The organism is Streptomyces marincola (genome assembly GCF_020410765.1).
GTDB lineage: Bacteria > Actinomycetota > Actinomycetes > Streptomycetales > Streptomycetaceae > Streptomyces > Streptomyces marincola.
In genome coordinates this window covers 3,161,755-3,179,663 of record NZ_CP084541.1, presented here as the reverse complement: position 1 = coordinate 3,179,663, position 17,909 = coordinate 3,161,755, and the positions used below count along the sequence as shown (strand labels likewise).

The window sequence follows — 17,909 nt, the reverse complement described above, 5'->3', positions numbered from 1 at the left end:
ATGGCAGCAACCGGAGGCCAATGGTTCCCCGCGAACTGGCCCGACCGCGTCCGGGCGATCGCCCGGGGCGAGTTGACCCCCGTCCCACCGCGCCGGGCCGCGACCGTGATGCTGGTGCGGGACGGCACGGAAGGGGTGCTTGAGGTGTTCCTGTTGCGCCGGCGCGCTTCCATGTCCTTCGCCGCGGGGGCGTACGCCTACCCGGGCGGGGCGGTCGACTCGCGGGACGGCGCCCCGGGCCGCACGGCACGCCCGCCCGGCCCGGCCCCCGCCGGCCCCGACGGGGAGGGCGGCGCCGAGGCGGACGGGGGCGCCGACGAGGCACTGGTCCTCGCCGCCGTGCGGGAGACGTTCGAGGAAGCCGGGGTGCTGCTCGCCGGCCCGACCCCCGACCGGCTCGTCACGGACGTCACCGGCCAGGACTGGGAGGCGGACCGGGCGGACCTGGTGAGCGGCCGGCTCGCGTTCGGCACCTTCCTGGCCCGCCGCGGCCTGGTGGTGCGCCCCGACCTGCTCGGGCACTGGGCCCGCTGGATCACGCCGGAGTTCGAGGAGCGGCGGTACGACACGCACTTCTTCCTCGCCGCCATGCCGGCCGGCCAGCGGACCAGGAACGCCTCGACCGAGGCCGACCGCGTCCTGTGGCTGCGGCCGGCGGACGCGGTGGCCGGCTACGAGCGAGGCGAACTCCCCATGCTGCCGCCGACCATCACCACCCTGCGCGACCTCGCCGCGTTCCCCACGGTCGCGGCAGCGCTCGCAGCGGCGCGCGGACGCGAGGTCACGCCGGTCATGGCGCGGGCGCGCGTGGAAGGGCGCGACGTTGTGCTGAGCTGGCCGGGGTACGAGGAATTCGAAAGACGGGGGACGGCGGTCGACAACAGGGGGCAGAACCGGTGAACGACACGTCCGCGCCGCGCGGCGGCGCGCAAGGACCCGCGGGCACGCCGGCGACCGCGGGGGAGCCGGGCGCCCCCGAGGCCGGTGTGATCGAGGGCGCCGTGACGGAACGGGCCGCGTGCGTGCTGGCCCCCAACCCGTCGCCGATGACGCTCGACGGCACGAACACCTGGATACTCGCGGAACCGGACGCCCGGGCGGCCGTGGTCGTCGACCCGGGCCCGGAGGACGAGGGGCACCTGCGGCGCGTGCTCGAAGCCGTCGAACGCTCCGGGCGGCGGGTCGCGCTGACCCTGCTGACCCACGGGCATCCCGACCACGCCGACGGCGCGGCCCGGTTCGCGGAGCTGACCGGGTCGCCGGTGCGCGCCCTCGACCCCCGCCTGCGGCTCGGGGACGAGGGGCTCGGCGCCGGTGACGTGATCACCACGGGCGGGCTCGAACTGCGGGTGGTCCCGACCCCCGGGCACACGTCCGACTCGCTGTCGTTCCAGCTGGTGGCGGACGCCGCCGTGCTGACCGGGGACACGGTGCTCGGCCGGGGCAGCACGGTCGTCGCACACCCGGACGGGCGGCTCGGCGACTACCTGGACTCGTTGCGCAGGCTGCGGTCGCTGACCGTGGACGACGGCGTCCGCACCGTGCTTCCGGGGCACGGGCCCGTGCTGCGGGACGCGCAGAGCGCGCTCGACCACTACCTCGTGCATCGCGCGCGCCGGCTCGCGCAGGTCGAGACCGCGCTGGAGAGCGGCCACCGCACGCCGGCGGAGATCGTCGCGCACGTGTACGCGGACGTCGACCGCGCGGTCTGGCCGGCTGCCGAGCTCTCGGTGCGCGCGCAGCTCGACTACCTGCTGGAACGCGGGCTGATGTAACGCGCCGTTCCGCCGCCGCACCGCGCCGCCGCCCGGAGCGGCAGGGCCCAGGCGACCGGCGGGGGGCGGGTCAGCGGGAGCGGCGGGCGAGCCGTTCGATGTCGAGGAGGATGACCGCGCGGGCCTCAAGGCGCAGCCAGCCGCGGGCGGCGAAGTCGGCCAGTGCCTTGTTGACCGTCTCGCGCGAGGCGCCGACCAGCTGGGCCAGCTCCTCCTGCGTGAGGTCGTGCACGACGTGGATGCCCTCCTCCGACTGCACGCCGAAGCGGCGGGACAGGTCGAGCAGGGCCCGCGCCACGCGGCCGGGCACGTCGGAGAAGACGAGGTCGGACATCTGGTCGTTGGTGCGCCGCAGCCTGCGGGCCACGGCGCGCAGCAGCGCGGCGGCCACCTCGGGGCGCGCGCTGAGCCAGGGCTGGAGGTCGCCGTGGCCGAGGCCGAGCAGCCTCACCTCGGTGACGGCGGTCGCGGTCGCGGTGCGGGGGCCGGGGTCGAACAGGGACAGCTCGCCGATCAGCTCGCCGGGGCCGAGCACGGCCAGCATGTTCTCGCGGCCGTCGGGGGACGTGCGGTGGAGCTTGACCTTGCCGTCGGTGACGACATAGAGGCGGTCCCCCGGGTCTCCCTCGTGGAAGAGGGTGTCGCCGCGGGCGAGGGTGACCTCGGCCATGGAAGCGCGCAGCTCGGCGGCCTGCTCGTCGTCGAGCGCGGCGAACAGCGGGGCGCGCCGGAGAACGTCGTCCACGAGTTCCTCTCCTTGTCGGCCAGTGCGGTCGGCCAGTGCGGTCGTCGGCCGGAGCGGTGTCGGCCGTGTTGCGGTTGGCGGCCGGTCGGGTGCCGGCCGGGCGACCGGACGTCCCTCATGATGCCGGACGCCTCGGCAGTGCTATCAGTCACAAGTTTGACGTACCGGGACAGCGGGGCCCACCCAGGGGGCGCGTCGGCGGTCGATTGCGCGGAGCGCCGGGCGGATGTCCGTGCCGCCGTTTAGGCTGGCCGGGTGGTCAACGACCCCATGGCGCGCGGCGGGACGCCCGCGCGCGGCACGTGAGAACGGGAGGACCGGACGGGTGAGCGCTACCCAGGGTTCCGCTGAGAGCGAACAGGGCTCCGGTGGCGGCCGGAAGCCGGAGAGCCGGCTCGCCATGGTGCGCCGGGCCCGCAGGATCAACCGCGAGCTCGGTGAGGTGTACTACTACGCCCACCCCGAGCTGGATTTCGAGAATCCGTTCGAGCTGCTGGTGGCCACGGTGCTGTCCGCCCAGACCACCGACCTGCGCGTGAACCAGACCACCCCGGCCCTCTTCGCCGCCTACCCCACGCCCGAGGACTTGGCCGCGGCCGACCCGGCCCGGCTTGAGGAGATCATCCGGCCCACCGGCTTCTTCCGCAGCAAGGCGAAGGCACTGCTCGGCCTGTCGGCCGCCCTGCGCGACCGCTTCGGGGGCGAGGTGCCCGGGCGCCTTGAGGACCTGGTGTCGCTGCCCGGTGTGGGCCGCAAGACCGCGCACGTCGTCCTCGGCAACGCGTTCGGCAGGCCGGGAATCACTGTCGACACGCACTTCCAGCGCCTGGTGAGGCGCTGGCGCTGGACGGAGCAGAAGGACCCGGACAAGATCGAGGCCGAGGTCGCCGAGATCTTCCCGAAGAAGGACTGGACGATGCTCTCGCACCGGGTCATCTTCCACGGGCGGCGGATCTGCCACAGCCGTAAGCCGGCGTGCGGGGCGTGCCCCATCGCACCTCTGTGCCCCTCCTACGGCGAGGGGGAGACGGACCCGGAGAAGGCGCGCGCGCTGCTGAAGTACGAGATGGGCGGCAAGCCGGGGCAGCGCCTGAAACCGCCGGCGGACTACCCAGGCCGGGCCGCCGCACCGCTGGACGCGGCATGACCAGCGTCCACCGGGCCGCGGGGCCCGACGGAACGGGCGCGCCGGAGCTGCCGCGCTGGCTGCGGCCGCTGGCCGACGCCGCCCGCACGGTCACGGCGGGGCAGCTCAGCACGTTCCTGCCGCCCGCGATCGGCGGCCGGCCGTCGGCGGTGCTGGTGCTGTTCGGCGAGGGCGCGCGCGGCCCGGAGCTGCTGCTGCTCGAACGCGCCTCCAGTCTGCGCGAGCACGCCGGGCAGGCGTCCTTCCCCGGCGGTTCGCTCGACCCGGAGGACGGGGACCCGGAGGGGGAAGGCCCGCTGCGCGCGGCGTTGCGCGAGGCGGAGGAGGAGACCGGTCTCGACCCGGCGGGGGTGCAGGTGTTCGCCACGCTGCCGCGCCTGTACATACCCGTCAGCGGCTTCGTGGTGTCGCCTGTGCTCGGGTGGTGGCGCGAGCCCTCGCCGGTCGCGCCCGTCGACCCGAGGGAGACCGCGCGGGTGTTCACCGTTCCGGTGGCCGAGCTGGCCGACCGGCGGCGGCGGGCCGTCGCGGTGCATCCCAGCGGCTACCGCGGGCCGTGCTTCGAGGTCGCCGAGACCCTGGTGTGGGGCTTCACGGCCGGGGTGATCGACCGCGTACTGCACTTCGCCGGCTGGGAGCAGCCCTGGGACCACGACCGGGAGATATCACTCGACCACAAGGCGTGAGACCGTAACGGGCATGAACGCGCTCGACGTCCTGCTGCTGCTCGCCGCCGCGTGGTTCGCCCTCATCGGCTACCGCCAGGGCTTCGTCGTCGGGGTGCTCTCCGTCACGGGCTTCATCAGCGGCGGACTGCTCGCCGTCCACGGACTGCCGGTGGCCTGGCGCGAGCTGAGCGACGAGGCCGAACCGGGACAGGCCGGGGTCATCGCCGCCGTGGTCGTCGTCATCCTGTGCGCCACGGTCGGACAGGCGCTGACGACCGTCCTCGGCAACCGGCTGCGCCGTCACATCACGTGGACGCCGGCGCGCGCCCTGGACGCCACCGGCGGCGCGCTGATCAACGTGTTCGCGATGCTCCTGGTCGCCTGGCTGCTCGGGTCCGCGCTCGCCATGACCACGCTGGGCACCGTGGGCCGCGAGGTGCGCGACTCGCGGGTGCTGCTCGGCGTGTCCCGGGTGGTGCCGGACAGCGCGAACACCTGGTTCCGCGGCTTCAGTTCCGTCCTGGCGCAGCACGGCTTCCCGCAGGTGTTCTCCCCGTTCACCGCCGAGCCCATCACGGACGTACCGCGCCCGGACCCGTCGCTCGCGCAGCGCCCCGCCGTCGCCGAGGCCAGGCGTTCCATCGTGAAGGTCGTCGGCACCGCGTCCGGCTGCGGAAAGGTGCTTGAGGGCACGGGCTTCGTGTTCTCCCGCGGCAGGGTGATGACGAACGCGCACGTCGTGGGCGGCGTCGCCGAACCGACCGTGCAGGTCGGCGGCGAGGGCCGGCTGCACACCGCTCGCGTCGTCCTCTACGACTGGGAGCGGGACGTGGCCGTCCTCGACGTGCCGGGGCTTACGGCCCCGCCGCTCAAGTTCAGCGAGGGGGACGCGATCACCGGCGACGGCGCCGTCGTCGCGGGCTTCCCCGAGAGCGGCCCGTTCGACGCGGGGGCCGCCCGGGTGAGGGAACGCTTCCAGGCCGACGGGCCCGACATCTACCGGCGCGGCGAGGTCAGCCGTGACGTGTACTCGCTGCACGCCACGGTCCGGCCGGGCAACTCCGGCGGCCCGCTGCTCACGCCCGACGGCGAGGTGTTCGGCGTCGTGTTCGCCAAGTCGCTCGACGACAAGCACACCGGGTACGCGCTCACCGCGGACGAGGTCCGCGAGACGGTCACGCGCGGCCGGGCCGCCGACGAAACGGTCGACAGCCAGGGCTGCGCGATGTGAACGAGTCGGTCACGGACGACGGGGAAACGGGCCCGTTCGTCCCGGCCCGGCTCAGCTTCTGGGGTGCCGCAACCGCGCGCTCACCCAGCGCGCACGTCGGCGCAGAATATCCGGAAACCCGATCGGCGGATCCTCCATCGTGCCGCCCTGGACCCGCCGCACGGCGCTCTGCGCCTGGGTGGCGGCTCCATTGCCGCTTCGATCACGTGCCACGTCACGGTAGTCGTGCGTCCAGCCCATACTTCCGTCCCTGCCCGGACGGGAAGGTCAGTAACCTCCCCCGCGCGAAGTCGGTGGGCGTATGCGTCCGGCACATGCTGCGGCGCGCTGCCCGGCTCCTGGCCGACCCGCGGGAAAGGGGGCGCGAACGGGCGTCGCGGGGCGCGTCGCGGGCCCGGTTCAGCGATCGGGCTCCGGGTCCCGCAGCCAGTCGATCAGCTCGGTGCTGAACGCGGCCGGGTCCTCCTCGTGCGGGAAGTGGCCGAGCCCGTCGAAGAGGCGCCACCGGTAGGGGGCCTCGACGTACTCGCCCGAGCCGGCCGCGCTGCGGGTGCGCATCACCGGGTCGAGCGAGCCGTGCAGGTGAAGCGTCGGCACCAGCACGGGGCGCTTCATCCGGCGGTTGAACAGGACGCCGTCCGGCCGGACCAGGGACCGGACCAGCCAGCGGTACGGCTCCACCGCGCAGTGCGCGGTGGAGGGGATGACCATGGCCCGGCGGTAGACGGCGATGTCCTCGTCCTCGGGCTGGCGCGGTCCCGACCAGTCGCGCAGCAGGCGTTCCACCGCCTCGGCGTCATTGGCGACGAGCTGCCGTTCCGGCAGCCACGGCCGCTGGAAGCCCCAGATGTACGAACTGGCCGCGGTCTGCCTCGGGTCGCGGAGCAGGGCGGAACGCCAGTTCCGCGGATGCGGCATGGAAGCGACCGCGAGCCGCCGCACCAGCTTGGGCCGCATCACCGACGCCGTCCACGCGAGGTACCCGCCGAGGTCGTGGCCGACCAGCGCGGCGTCCGGCTCCCCGAGCGAACGGATGACGCCGGTGACGTCGAGCGCCAGGTTCGCCGGGTCGTAGCCGCGGGGCGTCCGGTCGCTGCCGCCCACGCCGCGCAGGTCCATGGCGACGGCGCGGAACCCGGCGCCGGCCAGCGCGGTCAGTTGGTGCCGCCAGGTCCACCAGAACTGCGGGAAGCCGTGCAGCAGCAGTACCAGCGGGCCCTCGCCCAACTCCGCGATGTGGAACCTGGCCCCGTTGGCGGCGACGTCGCGATGGGTCCAGGGGCCGTCCCGCAGGATGACCGAGGACCGCATCCCGGCCTGGTCGGCGGTGGTCATGCGGACGGGCCCGCCTGGTCCGCGGGCGCGCGGCGCGGGTGGGGTTTGACGCTGGAGAGCACGGCCGCCGATTCCTTGACGGACCGCATGGACCGCTCCGGCTTGGAGACGCCGCCGAGCTTGCGCTTCGCCAGCAGCACCAGCACCAGCGCGAGGACCACGTACAGGCCGCCGACGATCGTGCAGGCCAGGGCGAGCGGGATGTCCCACCAGTTGCGCAGCCAGAACGCCAGGGCGAAGCTGAACAGCGGCACCGCGAAGAGGGCGAGGAACGCCGCGACCATGCCCGCGGTGCTGCCGAGCACCGCCTTCTTGGCGTCCTGCCGCATCTCGGCCTTGGCCAGTGCGATCTCGTCGTGCACCAGACCGGACAGCTCGGCGGTGGCCGAGGCGACCAGCTCCCCGAGGCTGCGGCCCTCTTCGGCTGCGCTCATCGCGTTCTCCCTCTTCTTTCTCCCGGGGCGGATGTCAGTGCACGTGACAGTAGTGCTGCGGTGGTGAGGCGTCAGTTGGCGACACCTCGCCGTCGCTCTGGGGAGTGATGTCGCAAATGGTATAGGGGCGCCCGGCGGCAGGCCGGGCGCCCCTGTGGTCGACGGTCGCGCGAGCGGGTCAGTCCTCGCTCGACGCCGTCGGCAGCTTGCTCTGGATCAGCTCCATCACCGTCGAGTCGGTGAGGGTCGTGACGTCGCCGAGCTCACGGTTCTCCGCGACGTCGCGCAGCAGGCGGCGCATGATCTTGCCCGACCGGGTCTTGGGCAGCTCGTCCACCGGCAGGATGCGCTTCGGCTTCGCGATCGGGCCCAGCTCCTTGGCGACGTGCGCGCGCAGCTCCTCGACCAGGCCCTCCTCCTCCGCGGCCCCGCCGCGCAGGATCACGAACGCGCAGATCGCCTGCGTCGTCTGCGGGTCCGTGGCGCCGACGACCGCGGCCTCCGCGATCCGCGGGTGGGAGACCAGGGCCGACTCGACCTCGGTCGTCGAGATGTTGTGGCCCGACACCAGCATCACGTCGTCGACGCGGCCCAGCAGCCAGATGTCGCCCTCGGTGTCCTTCTTCGCGCCGTCGCCGGCGAAGTACACGCCGGGGAACCGCGACCAGTAGGTGTCGATGTAACGCTGGTCATCGCCCCAGATCGTGCGCAGCATCGAGGGCCAGGGCTCGGTCAGGGCCAGGTAGCCGCCCGAGCCGTTCGCCACCTCGTTCCCGTCGTCGTCGACGACCGTGGCGGCGATGCCGGGCAGCGGAACCTGCGCCGCGCCCGGCTTGGCGGCGGTCACGCCGGGGAGCGGGCTGATCATGATGCCGCCGGTCTCCGTCTGCCACCACGTGTCGACCACCGGGGTGCGGTCGCCGCCGATGTGCTTGCGGTACCAGATCCACGCCTCGGGGTTGATCGGCTCGCCGACGGAACCGAGGATGCGCAGGCTCTCCAGGTTGAACGCGGCGGGCACGTCGTCGCCCCACTTCATGCAGGTGCGGATCGCCGTGGGCGCGGTGTACAGGATGGTGACCCCGTACTTCTGTACGATCTCCCACCAGCGGCCGTTGTGCGGGGTGTTCGGCGTGCCCTCGTAGAGGACCTGGGTGGCGCCGTTGGACAGGGGGCCGTAGACGATGTACGAGTGCCCCGTGACCCAGCCGACGTCGGCCGTGCACCAGAACACGTCCGTCTCGGGCTTGAGGTCGAACACCGCGTGGTGGGTGTAGGAGACCTGGGTGAGGTAGCCGCCCGAGGTGTGCAGGATGCCCTTGGGGCGGCCCGTGGTGCCCGAGGTGTAGAGGATGAACAGCGGGTGCTCGGCGTCGAACGCCTCCGGCGTGTGCTCCTCCGGCTGGCGCTCCGTCAGCTCGTGCCACCACACGTCCCGGCCCTCGGTCCACGCAACGTCCTGGCCGGTGCGCCGGACGACGAGCACGTTGCGCACGTTGGCGGCGCCCGGGCGGGTCAGGGCCTCGTCCACCGCGGGCTTGAGCGCCGAGGGCGCCCCGCGGCGGTAGCCGCCGTCTGCGGTGATGACGACGCGGGCGTCCGCGTCCTCGATGCGGGCGGCGAGGGCGTCGGCGGAGAACGCCCCGAACACCACCGAGTGCGGCGCGCCGATCCGCGCGCACGCGAGCATCGCGATCACCGTCTCGGGCAGCATCGGCATGTAGATGGCGACCCGGTCGCCGGTCGCGACGCCCAGCTCCGTGAGGGCGTGGGCGGCCCGGGACACCTCGCGGCGCAGCTCGGCGTAGGTGATCGCCCGCGAGTCGCCCGGCTCGCCCTCGAAGTGGATGGCGACCCGGTCGCCGTGGCCTGCCTCGACGTGCCGGTCCACGCAGTTGTACGCGACGTTCAGCCGGCCGTCGGCGAACCACTTGGCGAAGGGCGGGTTCGACCAGTCGAGGGTCTGGTCCGGCGCCGTCTCCCAGCTCAGCCGGCGGGCCTGCTCGGCCCAGAAGGCCAGCCGGTCCTCGGCGGCGGCCTCGTACGCCGCGGCGGTGACATTGGCATCGGCGGCCACCTCGGCCGGCGGCGCGAACTTCCGCGTCTCCGTCATGAGGTTGGCCAGACTTTCGTTGCTCACGGCATCTCCTCGCGGCGTCGGCTGTGTCCCACGGCACACCTCATCAGTCCGTTCGCCGCTTTGACAAGGGCAACGAGGCAACTGGTGTAGACCTATTGCGGTGAACGGCCGCACGCCGCGGTGAGCGGGCCGCCGCGGCGCCGGACGCGCGCCGGACGGCCGCTCGACGGTCACGGGTCAGCCGGTCAGCAGGCCGGAACCGACATCGGGCCGCACCGCCGTGAACACCGGTGCCTGCCCGTCCATCCCGCTCAGCACGTAAGCCTGCGCCTCACCCACGTGGAAGTACATGCCGCGCAGGGCCAGCTTCCCCTCCGCCAGGCGCCGGGCCACGCACTCGTGCGCTGCGAGGTGGTCGAGCTGCTGCACGACGTTGGTCAGGCAGAGCACCTCAAGCGCGTCGGTGGCCGGGCGCGCGTCGATCCGGGGCGCCGCGCCGGGCGGGCGCGCCAGCCGGTCGAGCGTCGGGCGCCCGTGCCGCAGCCAACGCTCCAGGGGGCCCTCGCCGCCGGTGCCCGCCGCGGGGCCCGCGGTCGGCGACGGAGCCCCCGGCTGCGCGGACGGTGCCCCGCGCCGGGACACGTCCGTGGTGCTGAGGGCCTGCATCGCCCCGCAACCGGAGTGCCCGCACACGGTGATGGAGGAAACGCGCAGCACGCTCACGGCGTACTCGATGGCCGCGGCGACCGAGTCGTCCGTGGAGCCGCCTCCCGGTGGCGGTACGAAGTTGCCCACGTTCCGCACGGTGAACAGGTCACCGGGACCGCTCGACGTGATCATGCTGGTGACCAGCCGGGAGTCGGCGCAGGTCAGGAAGAGCTGCCCGGGGCGTTGCCCCTCCTGCGCGAGCCGTGCCAGCTCCCGGCGCACCAGCGGGGCCGTGGTGCGCTGGAAGTTCCGCACGCCGCCCAGCAGTTGATCGTGCGACCGGGGGCCCGCGCCCGCCGTTCCGCCGTCGGGCACCGCTGCCGTGCACTGGTGGTTGTGCCAGGGCTGCCACGGGCGGCAGTCGTGGGCCGTCGGGGCACCGATCCGCTGCCCGGCGCGGCCCGTGATCTCCACCGGCGCGCCCTGTGCCGCGTGCGCCGCGCGCCAGTCGTGCAAGGACTCGTAGGCCGCGTGGTCCATGAACGTCCCGTCGAGCTCGACCGTCACCGCGGCGGCCTCGGGGACCCCGCCGAGCACCCGGCTCAGCCTGGGCACGGCCAGGAACGTCAACTGCCCGTGCACGCGCACCTGGTGGGAGCCGTCCGGCAGCACCTCGTGCGTGATGCGCGTGTGGGTGAGGCGGTGCAGCGCGACCGCGACGGACACGGCCACCCCGATCGCCACGCCCTCCAGCACGCCGAGCAGGGTCACCCCGCCTGCCGTGGCCCCGTACACCAGCACCTCCCGGTGCTTGGTGACGCTGCGGATGTGCGTGATGTTGACCATCTGGACGCCGACCACCATCACCAGGGCGGCCAGCGCGGCCAGCGGGATCACTTCGAGCAGTGCCACCAGCAGTCCGGTGGCGATCAGCACCCAGCAGCCGTGCAGCACCGTGGAGGCACGGCTCACCGCGCCCGCCGCCACGTTCGCCGAGCTTCGCACCGCGACGCCGGTGACGGGCAGTCCGCCCAGGACGCCCGAGACGACGTTGGCCGCTCCCTGGCCGCGCAGCTCGCGGTCGAGGTCGGCCCGCGGCACCCGGACGCCGCCCGCCCGGTGCCGCGCCGCGGCCAGCTTGTCGACCGCCACCGCGGAGAGCAGCGATTCGACGCTCGCGACCAGGGTGATGGTGAGCACGGCGGCGAGCAGGCCGAGCACGGGGCCGTCCGGCATCTCGGGCAGTGCGTGACTGCTCCAGGCCGGCAGGTCCACCCGGGGCAGGTCCAGATCGGCCGCCCAGGCGAGCGTGGTCGCGGCGGCGACCGCCGCGAGTGCCGCGGGAGCGGCCCTGCGCACCCTCGCGCCGCCGCGGCCCGGCAGGCGCGGCCACAGCAGGAGCACGGCCACGCTGACCAGGCTGACCGCTATGGCGGCCGGATGCGGGTCGGCCAGCAACCCCGGGATCCGCGCGGCGTTTTCGAGAGCCGAGCTCTCCGCGGCACCGCCGAGCACGATCGTCAGCTGGGCCAGGGCGATGGTGATGCCGATGCCCGCGAGCATCCCGTGCACGATCGCCGGGCTGACCACCAGGGCGGAACGCGCGACGCGCAGCGCGGCGAGCCCCAGCTGGGTGAGACCGGCCAGCGCGGTGATGGCGCAGGTGGTGCGCCACCCGTACTCGTGGATCAGCTCGGCGGTGATCACCGTGAGCCCGGCGGCCGGGCCGCTCACTTGCAGGTGGGACCCGCCGAGCGAGCCGGCCACGATGCCGCCGACGGCCGCCGCCACCAGCCCGGCCTGCAAGGGCGCGCCGGTGGCGAGGGCGATGCCGAGCGAGAGCGGCAGAGCGATGAGGAAGACAGAGATCGAGGCGGACAGATCGGCGCGGTGGGGGGCGGACATAACCGTCTCCGTCCATGGGACCGGTATGGCGGCTCTCAAGCGCTAGTAAATAGAGAGTAATGCCACGTAAAGCTCGCTACTAGTCCAGCGACTCAATTGGCCCTGTAATTACTCCTTTTGAGGGAAATAGTCATCTGAAAAGCTTGTCGTCCCACTATCTCTCCCGATCGGAGGGGACGTTTGTCGGGAAATATGAAGAACCCGACGGACGGTTCCACGGACGGCAGGAGGATCGATGGCGGCTGGACCAGGCGGCCGGGGGAGAAGAGCGACGGGCGCGGTGATCGCCGCGCTGGCACTGGGCCTCGCGGCGTGTTCGGGCGGCGAGGACGGCCCGGCGGTGGAGGACAAGGGGGAGAAGGCGGCGCCGCCCGGCGGCACGGAGCGGGTGGTCCGCCTGATCGGCGACGGCTCGACCGCCTTCACCGGCCGGCAACCGCACCAGCCGAAGGCCGAACGGCTCAAGCCGGGGCAGGAGCCGCCGCAGTTCGTCGTCTTCTCCTGGGACGGCGCGGGCGAGGACGGCAACCGCCTGTTCTCCCACTTCCGGGAACTCGGCAAGGAGTACGACGCGCACATGACCTACTTCCTCTCCGGGGTCTACCTCCTCCCGGAGAGCCGGCGCACCGATTACCACCCGCCGGGCAAGCCGCCCGGCGCCTCGGACATCGGCTACCTGCGGGACGAGAACATCGCGGCCACGCTGGAGCAGCTGCGTGCCGCGTGGCTCGACGGCAGCGAAGTGGGCACCCATTTCAACGGGCACTTCTGCGGCCCGTCCGGCGTCGGGACCTGGTCGGTCGCGGATTGGCACAGTGAGATCGAGCAGGCCAAGTGGATGGTCAAGAACTGGCGGACAACGACTGGATTCGCCGACGCGGAACCACTGCCGTTCGACTATGACCAGGAATTGATCGGTGGCCGAACGCCATGTCTCGAAGGGCAGGACAACCTGCTCGTGGCCGCCGCGGAGGCGGGCTTCCGCTACGACTCAAGCGGCAACGGCCGCCAGGTGTGGCCGGAGCAGCGCCAGGGCATCTGGGACATCCCGCTCCAGTCCGTGCCTGTCCCCGGGCGGACGTTCGAAACGCTGTCCATGGACTACAACTTCATGGTCAACGGTGCCGGGGAGGCGGAGATGCGCGACGGGCTGCTGGCCGCCTTCGAACGGGCCTACGCAGGAAACCGAGCACCTCTGATCATCGGTAACCACTTCAACGACTGGAACGGCGGCGTCTACATGAACGCCGTCGAGGACGTGATCAAGGAACTGTGCCCGCGCGACGACGTGCACTGCGTGTCGTTCCGGCAACTCGTCGACTGGCTCGACGCCCAGGACCCGGCCGTTCTCGAACGGTTGAGGTCTCTCGATGTCGGTGAACGCCCGGAGAAGGGCTGGGCGGCGTTCCTGCGGGAGCGCGGAACGGCGTGACACGACGGGCGCGCGCAGCGCGGGTCGCCGGCGCGCGCCCCGTGGCGCGGCCGGTCAGGCCGGCTGAGGGCTCGCGCCGCGGCCGGCGTCTGACGTCTCGCGCAGGACGAAAGCCGGATCGACCTGCGCGGCCAGATCGGTACCGGTCCGCTCGTTGCCCCAGCTCGCGGCGTTCTTCAGGTGGAAGTGCACCATCTGCTGGGTGTAGCGCTCCCAGTCCCGCCGCTCGTAGGCCGCGTCCGCCGTCGCGTGCAACGCGGCGAGCGCCCGGCGGTTGGTCTCCTCAAGCGCCTCGAACGGCCGGGACTCGCCGCGTTCGAGCGCGCGCACCCAGTCCGAGTGCCCCAGCGTCACCAGCAGGTCGTCGCCCACCTGCGCCCGCAGGAACGCGACGTCGTCGGGGCCCTGCACCTTGTTGCCGATGACGCGCAGCGCCACACCGTAGTCCCGGGCGTACTCGCGGTACTGCCGGTAGACGGACACGCCCTTGCGGGTGGGCTCGGCGACCAGGAAGGTCATGTCGAAGCGGGTGAACATGCCGGAGGCGAACGAATCGCTGCCGGCCGTCATGTCGACCACCACGTACTCGTCGCGCCCGTCGACCAGGTGGTTGAGGAGCAGCTCGACCGCGCCGGTCTTGGAGTGGTAGCAGGCGACGCCCAGGTCGTCGGCGGTGAACGGGCCGGTCACGAGCAGCCGTGCGGACGCGGCCCCGCCCAGCTCCACCGTGCGGGCGCACGCGTCGAAGACCGGATTGCCGTCGTCGAGCCGCACCAGCCGCGAACCGGCCCCGGGCGGCGTCGTCTTGATCATCGCATCGGCCGAACCGATGCGCGGGTTGTCCCCGCGCAGATAGTCCTTGATCAACGCGAGGTGGCCGCCGAGCGGCGGCACCGCGGCAGCCTGCTCCTCCTCCAGGCCGAGCGCGACCCCCAGGTGCTGGTTGATGTCGGCGTCCACCGCGGTCACTGGAACCCCGCGCCCGGCCACGTGCCGGATGAACAGCGAGGACAGCGAGGTCTTGCCGCTGCCTCCCTTGCCAACGAAAGCGATCTTCATGTTCATTAGCGTAGCCGCGTCCGAGGAACGGGCGGGTGCGGACAGTGGCGAAGTCCACTCGAACGTGTAGTGGGCGCGGACTGGACCGGCTCTAGGCTCGGTGCTATGGCTGCGAACAAAGATGTGCGATGAACGCCGGCGCGCACGCCGGTGCGGGAGCCGATCCGCTCGCCCGGCTGGCGGCGCTGCCGGGTGTGGAGGCGGCGGTCGAGGCCGTCAGGAAGGCGGTGGACGGCGTCTACGGGCACAGGGTGATGCGCCGCCGCAGCCAGGAGGTGTCCGCGGAGGGCGCGTTGCGGGGCGCGCGTGGCTCTGCCGCGCTGGACGGCGCCGACTGGGCGCTCGAAGAGGTGCGTCGCCGCAGCGACTTCGGCGCCTCCCCGGACGCCAGAACGGTGGGCGCCGCGTTGCGCCTCACCGCGGAAGCGGGACACATGCTGTCGATCTGGCGTGAATCGCCGCTGCGCGTCCTGGCCAGACTGCACCTGGTGGCGGCCGGCGACGCCGAGCCCCGCGAAACGGTCGGCCGACCGAGATTGCCGGGTGAACCGGTCAGCGAGCCGGGGCTCGCGGGGCTCGACGTGCCCGCGCCCCCGCAGGAGGAGGTCGCGGCGCGGCTCGACGCCCTCGGAAACCTCGTGCGTGCCGGGTCGCGTGCGCCCGCGCTCGTGGTCGCGGCGGTGGTGCACGGCGAGTTGCTGGCGCTGCGGCCGTTCGGCACCCGCAACGCGCTGGTGGCGCGCGCGGCGGAGCGCGTCGTGCTGATCGGCGCGGGGCTCGACCCGAAGGGCGTCACGCCCGCGGAGGTCGGCCACGCCGAACAGGGCCGGACCGCCTACCTCGCCGCTCTGCGCGGCTATCTCACCGGAACGAGTGAGGGGGTCGCCGGGTGGATCGCGCACTGCGGACGCGCGGTGGAACTGGGCGCGCGCGAGTCGGTCGCCGTCTGCGAGGCGCTGCAACGCGGCGCCGCCTGACCCGCGGGAGGCGGCCGGGGCGGGTCCGCGGCCGTCATACGGTGCCGAGCCCGGGCCCGCCCACCCGCGCCGCCCGGCGCTTGCTCGCCCACCACACCAGGCCGGCCGCGCACGCGGCGGCGGCGACCGCTGCTCCCGCGGCGAGCGCGGGCCGCGGCGGGATGCCGAGGGCCGGCAGGCGCTGCTTCAGCCGCACCGGGCGTTCGAACGTCAGGACCGGCCACTCGCGCGACACGGCCTCCCGGCGGAACGCCCGGTCGGGGTTGACGACATGCGGGTGCCCGACGGCCTCCAGCATCGGGAGGTCGGTCACCGAGTCGCTGTACGCGTAGCAGCGTGACAGGTCGTACCCCTCGGAGACGGCCAGCTCCGCGATGGCCTCCGCCTTCGCCGGGCCGTACGCGTAGTACTCGACCTCGCCCGTGTAGCACCCGTCCGCGACGACCATGCGGGTGGCCACCACCCGGTCCGCGCCCAGCAGTTCCCCGATGGGCTCCACGACCTCGGCCCCCGAGGTGCTGACGATCACGACATCCCTGCCCGCCGCGTGGTGCTGCTCGATCAGGGACGCCGCCTCGTCGTAGATGATCGGATCGATCACCTCATGGAGCGTCTCGGCGACGATCTCCTTGACCTGGTTCACGTTCCAGCCGCGGCAGAGCGACGACACGTACTCCCGCATCCGCTCGGTCTGGTCGTGGTCCGCCGCACCGAGCAGATAAACGAACTGGGCATAGGCGGAACGCAGCACGGCGCGCCGGTTGATGAGGCCGCCCTGGTAGAACGACCGGCTGAAGGTGAGAGCGCTCGACTTCGCGATGACCGTCTTGTCCAGGTCGAAGAACGCGGCGGTACGCGGCTGGGCGAGTATTTCCACGCCCCGAGCATAAGGCCCGCCATTCGGCGTACGCCGAGGCGCGGTGGTTTGCCTATGAGGGCACTCGGGTACACCATGGAAGTCACGGATCGTTCGCGACCGTGCTAACCCGGTCCGACTCCTCCCCCCCCGAGTCGGCCGAGGAAGACGACCCCCGCTCTCCCCCCCGGCGGGGGTCGTCGCATGTCCGGGGGCACGTGGCTCCCCGACCGCCGCCGCCGGGCGTGGTGCGGCCGCCGGCCTGTGGGAAGCCGACCGGCGCGGTCATCCTACCCCATGCGCTCACTGTAGGTAACCCCCTTGTGACTCCGTCGTATTCGTGCGGCGATCGTCCCCGAGCGGGTGACGGAGTTTTCCACAAGCCCGCAGTTATCCACAGATTTTGGTTGAGCCCTCCGAAATGCGACGAGAGGCGGCACCGTGAATGGCGTGGCTGTCGATGCGTTCGGCGACTGACCGGACGCACAGTGCGAAGGGGGCGGCTGTGGCCGAATCCATTTTGATTCTCACGGAGGACGAGGACCTTCTCGACGACCTGCTGCGGCTGTGCGCGGCGGCGGGCGCGCAGGCGGAAGTGGCGCCGGGGCCGCCGGTGGCGGCGGGCCGCTGGGAGCGCGCGCCGCTCGTCCTCGTCGGGGACGACCGCGCCACGGCCCTGTCCGCGGCCGGTCAGTGGCCCGGGCGGCGCCCCGGGGTGCTGCTGGTGGGGCGCGACCTCGACGATCACACGGTCTGGGCGCGCGGCGTCGCACTCGGCGCGGAGCAGGTACTGCACCTGCCCGCCGACGAGCCCTGGCTCGCCGACCGCATCGCGGACGCCGTCGAACGGCCGGGACCCCCCGCGCTGACCATCGGCGTCCTCGGCGGGCGCGGCGGCGCCGGGGCGTCCTCCCTGGCGTGCGGCCTCGCCGTCACCGCGGCGGCCAAGGGACGCAGGAGCACACTCATCGACGCCGACCCGCTGGGCGGCGGCCTCGACATGCTCCTCGGCGGTGAGCGGACACCGGGCCCCCGCTGGCCCGCGTTCGTCTCGGCGCGCGGACGGCTGTCAGGAGCCGCGCTTGAGGACTCGCTGCCGCTGCTCCACGGCGTCAGCCTGCTCAGCTGGGACCGCGCCGACAGCGCCAGGCTCCCGGCCGAGGCCATGTGCACCGTTCTCACCGCCGCCCGCAGGCGCGGCGGTGTCGTGGTCGTCGACCTGCCGCGCTCCGCCGACCCGGCGGCGGCCGAGGCGCTCGCCCAGCTCGACCTCGGGCTCCTGGTGGTCCCCGGCGAGCTGCGGGCGGCGGCAGGCGCCCAGCGCGTGGTCGCCACGGCGGGCGCGCTCGTCCGCGACCTGCGGATCGTCGCGCGCCCCGCCGGCGGCGGGGGACTCGCGCCGGCCGAGCTGGCCCGCCTGCTCGGCCTGCCGCTCGCCGGCGAACTGCCGGACGAGCCCGGCCTGCCCGCCGCCGCGGACGCGGGGGAACCACCGGGCACGGACGGCAGAGGGGCGCTGGCCAGGTTCTGCGCCGCACTGCTCGAACGCGCTCTGCCCGCCGCCGGAGCCGCCGTATGAGCCCCGTGACCGGAAGCCGGGCCGCCACGGCACCCCTG

General features: G+C 73.2%; 15 protein-coding genes. 8 read left to right on the top strand and 7 right to left on the bottom strand.

Translation table 11 applies throughout. From position 1 onward, the window contains the following. Nucleotides 1–900: an NUDIX hydrolase gene (locus LC193_RS13560; protein ID WP_226074337.1), complete on the top strand. Its 900-nt coding sequence runs from the start codon at nt 1–3 to the stop codon at nt 898–900. Between the two features lie 86 nt (nt 901–986). Continuing rightward, complete coding sequence (locus LC193_RS13555; RefSeq protein ID WP_226078584.1) at nt 987–1,775, top strand: MBL fold metallo-hydrolase; 789 nt, start codon at nt 987–989, stop codon at nt 1,773–1,775. A gap of 70 nt (nt 1,776–1,845) precedes the next feature. On the opposite strand, the gene LC193_RS13550 is transcribed toward LC193_RS13555, so the two are convergent. Beyond that, nucleotides 1,846–2,520 carry a Crp/Fnr family transcriptional regulator gene (locus LC193_RS13550; RefSeq protein WP_086159807.1) on the bottom strand — a complete coding sequence of 225 codons (675 nt, stop codon included), beginning with the start codon at nt 2,518–2,520 and terminating at the stop codon, nt 1,846–1,848. 400 nt (nt 2,521–2,920) lie between these two features. Here LC193_RS13550 and nth point away from each other — a divergent pair, with 400 nt between their 5' ends. The 3 genes from nth to LC193_RS13535 are packed head-to-tail and all read left to right on the top strand — an operon-like array spanning nt 2,921 to nt 5,566. Further along, entirely contained in the window at nt 2,921–3,667 is a 747-nt protein-coding gene (gene nth / locus LC193_RS13545) for an endonuclease III (protein WP_226078583.1), read from the top strand. Then, nucleotides 3,664–4,353 (top strand): NUDIX hydrolase, encoded by a 690-nt coding sequence (locus LC193_RS13540; protein WP_226074336.1) that lies wholly within the window; start codon nt 3,664–3,666, stop codon nt 4,351–4,353. The genes nth and LC193_RS13540 overlap by 4 nt, the downstream gene beginning before the upstream one ends. Before the next feature lie 13 nt (nt 4,354–4,366). Then, nucleotides 4,367–5,566 carry a MarP family serine protease gene (locus LC193_RS13535; protein WP_226074335.1) on the top strand — a complete coding sequence of 400 codons (1,200 nt, stop codon included), beginning with the start codon at nt 4,367–4,369 and terminating at the stop codon, nt 5,564–5,566. Between the two features lie 399 nt (nt 5,567–5,965). On the opposite strand, the gene LC193_RS13525 is transcribed toward LC193_RS13535, so the two are convergent. From LC193_RS13525 to LC193_RS13510, 4 genes are all read right to left on the bottom strand, one after another. Next, complete coding sequence (locus LC193_RS13525; protein WP_404819412.1) at nt 5,966–6,901, bottom strand: alpha/beta fold hydrolase; 936 nt, start codon at nt 6,899–6,901, stop codon at nt 5,966–5,968. Beyond that, nucleotides 6,898–7,335, bottom strand: coding sequence for a phage holin family protein (locus LC193_RS13520; protein WP_086159813.1), 438 nt, complete (start codon nt 7,333–7,335; stop codon nt 6,898–6,900). Before LC193_RS13520 ends, LC193_RS13525 begins: the two co-directional genes overlap by 4 nt. 178 nt (nt 7,336–7,513) lie before the next feature. Beyond that, nucleotides 7,514–9,475 carry an acetate--CoA ligase gene (gene acs / locus LC193_RS13515; protein WP_226074333.1) on the bottom strand — a complete coding sequence of 654 codons (1,962 nt, stop codon included), beginning with the start codon at nt 9,473–9,475 and terminating at the stop codon, nt 7,514–7,516. Nucleotides 9,476–9,652: 177 nt separating this feature from the next. Next, nucleotides 9,653–11,968 carry a SulP family inorganic anion transporter gene (locus tag LC193_RS13510; protein WP_226074332.1) on the bottom strand — a complete coding sequence of 772 codons (2,316 nt, stop codon included), beginning with the start codon at nt 11,966–11,968 and terminating at the stop codon, nt 9,653–9,655. A 235-nt stretch (nt 11,969–12,203) separates the two neighbouring features. Between LC193_RS13510 and LC193_RS13505 the strand changes: the two genes are divergently transcribed. Beyond that, nucleotides 12,204–13,400 carry a polysaccharide deacetylase family protein gene (locus tag LC193_RS13505; protein WP_226074331.1) on the top strand — a complete coding sequence of 399 codons (1,197 nt, stop codon included), beginning with the start codon at nt 12,204–12,206 and terminating at the stop codon, nt 13,398–13,400. A 54-nt stretch (nt 13,401–13,454) separates the two neighbouring features. Here LC193_RS13505 and LC193_RS13500 read toward each other — a convergent pair whose 3' ends face one another. Next, complete coding sequence (locus tag LC193_RS13500; protein ID WP_226074330.1) at nt 13,455–14,459, bottom strand: ATP-binding protein; 1,005 nt, start codon at nt 14,457–14,459, stop codon at nt 13,455–13,457. A gap of 128 nt (nt 14,460–14,587) precedes the next feature. On the opposite strand from LC193_RS13500, the gene LC193_RS13495 reads away from it, so the two are divergent. Beyond that, the gene (locus LC193_RS13495; RefSeq protein WP_226074329.1) at nt 14,588–15,436 is read left to right on the top strand and encodes a Fic family protein; all 849 of its coding nucleotides are present in this window, start codon (nt 14,588–14,590) and stop codon (nt 15,434–15,436) included. A gap of 34 nt (nt 15,437–15,470) precedes the next feature. On the opposite strand, the gene LC193_RS13490 is transcribed toward LC193_RS13495, so the two are convergent. Beyond that, nucleotides 15,471–16,313, bottom strand: a complete 843-nt coding sequence (locus tag LC193_RS13490) for an HAD family hydrolase (RefSeq protein WP_226074328.1) — start codon at nt 16,311–16,313, stop codon at nt 15,471–15,473. Between the two features lie 439 nt (nt 16,314–16,752). Between LC193_RS13490 and ssd the strand changes: the two genes are divergently transcribed. After that, entirely contained in the window at nt 16,753–17,871 is a 1,119-nt protein-coding gene (ssd, locus tag LC193_RS13485; protein ID WP_404819411.1) for a septum site-determining protein Ssd, read from the top strand. The last annotated feature ends 38 nt before the right edge of the window (nt 17,872–17,909 follow it).

Bases quoted from the DNA above. Each gene is read 5' to 3' on its own strand.
- LC193_RS13560 (WP_226074337.1), top strand. From the start codon at position 1: ATGGCAGCAACCGGAGGCCAATGGTTCCCCGCGAACTGGCCCGACCGC.
- nth (WP_226078583.1), top strand. From the start codon at position 2,921: ATGGTGCGCCGGGCCCGCAGGATCAACCGCGAGCTCGGTGAGGTGTAC.
- LC193_RS13540 (WP_226074336.1), top strand. From the start codon at position 3,664: ATGACCAGCGTCCACCGGGCCGCGGGGCCCGACGGAACGGGCGCGCCG.
- LC193_RS13535 (WP_226074335.1), top strand. From the start codon at position 4,367: ATGAACGCGCTCGACGTCCTGCTGCTGCTCGCCGCCGCGTGGTTCGCC.
- LC193_RS13525 (WP_404819412.1), bottom strand. From the start codon at position 6,901: ATGACCACCGCCGACCAGGCCGGGATGCGGTCCTCGGTCATCCTGCGG.
- LC193_RS13520 (WP_086159813.1), bottom strand. From the start codon at position 7,335: ATGAGCGCAGCCGAAGAGGGCCGCAGCCTCGGGGAGCTGGTCGCCTCG.
- LC193_RS13510 (WP_226074332.1), bottom strand. From the start codon at position 11,968: ATGTCCGCCCCCCACCGCGCCGATCTGTCCGCCTCGATCTCTGTCTTC.
- LC193_RS13505 (WP_226074331.1), top strand. From the start codon at position 12,204: ATGGCGGCTGGACCAGGCGGCCGGGGGAGAAGAGCGACGGGCGCGGTG.
- LC193_RS13500 (WP_226074330.1), bottom strand. From the start codon at position 14,459: ATGAAGATCGCTTTCGTTGGCAAGGGAGGCAGCGGCAAGACCTCGCTG.
- LC193_RS13495 (WP_226074329.1), top strand. From the start codon at position 14,588: ATGAACGCCGGCGCGCACGCCGGTGCGGGAGCCGATCCGCTCGCCCGG.
- ssd (WP_404819411.1), top strand. From the start codon at position 16,753: ATGCGTTCGGCGACTGACCGGACGCACAGTGCGAAGGGGGCGGCTGTG.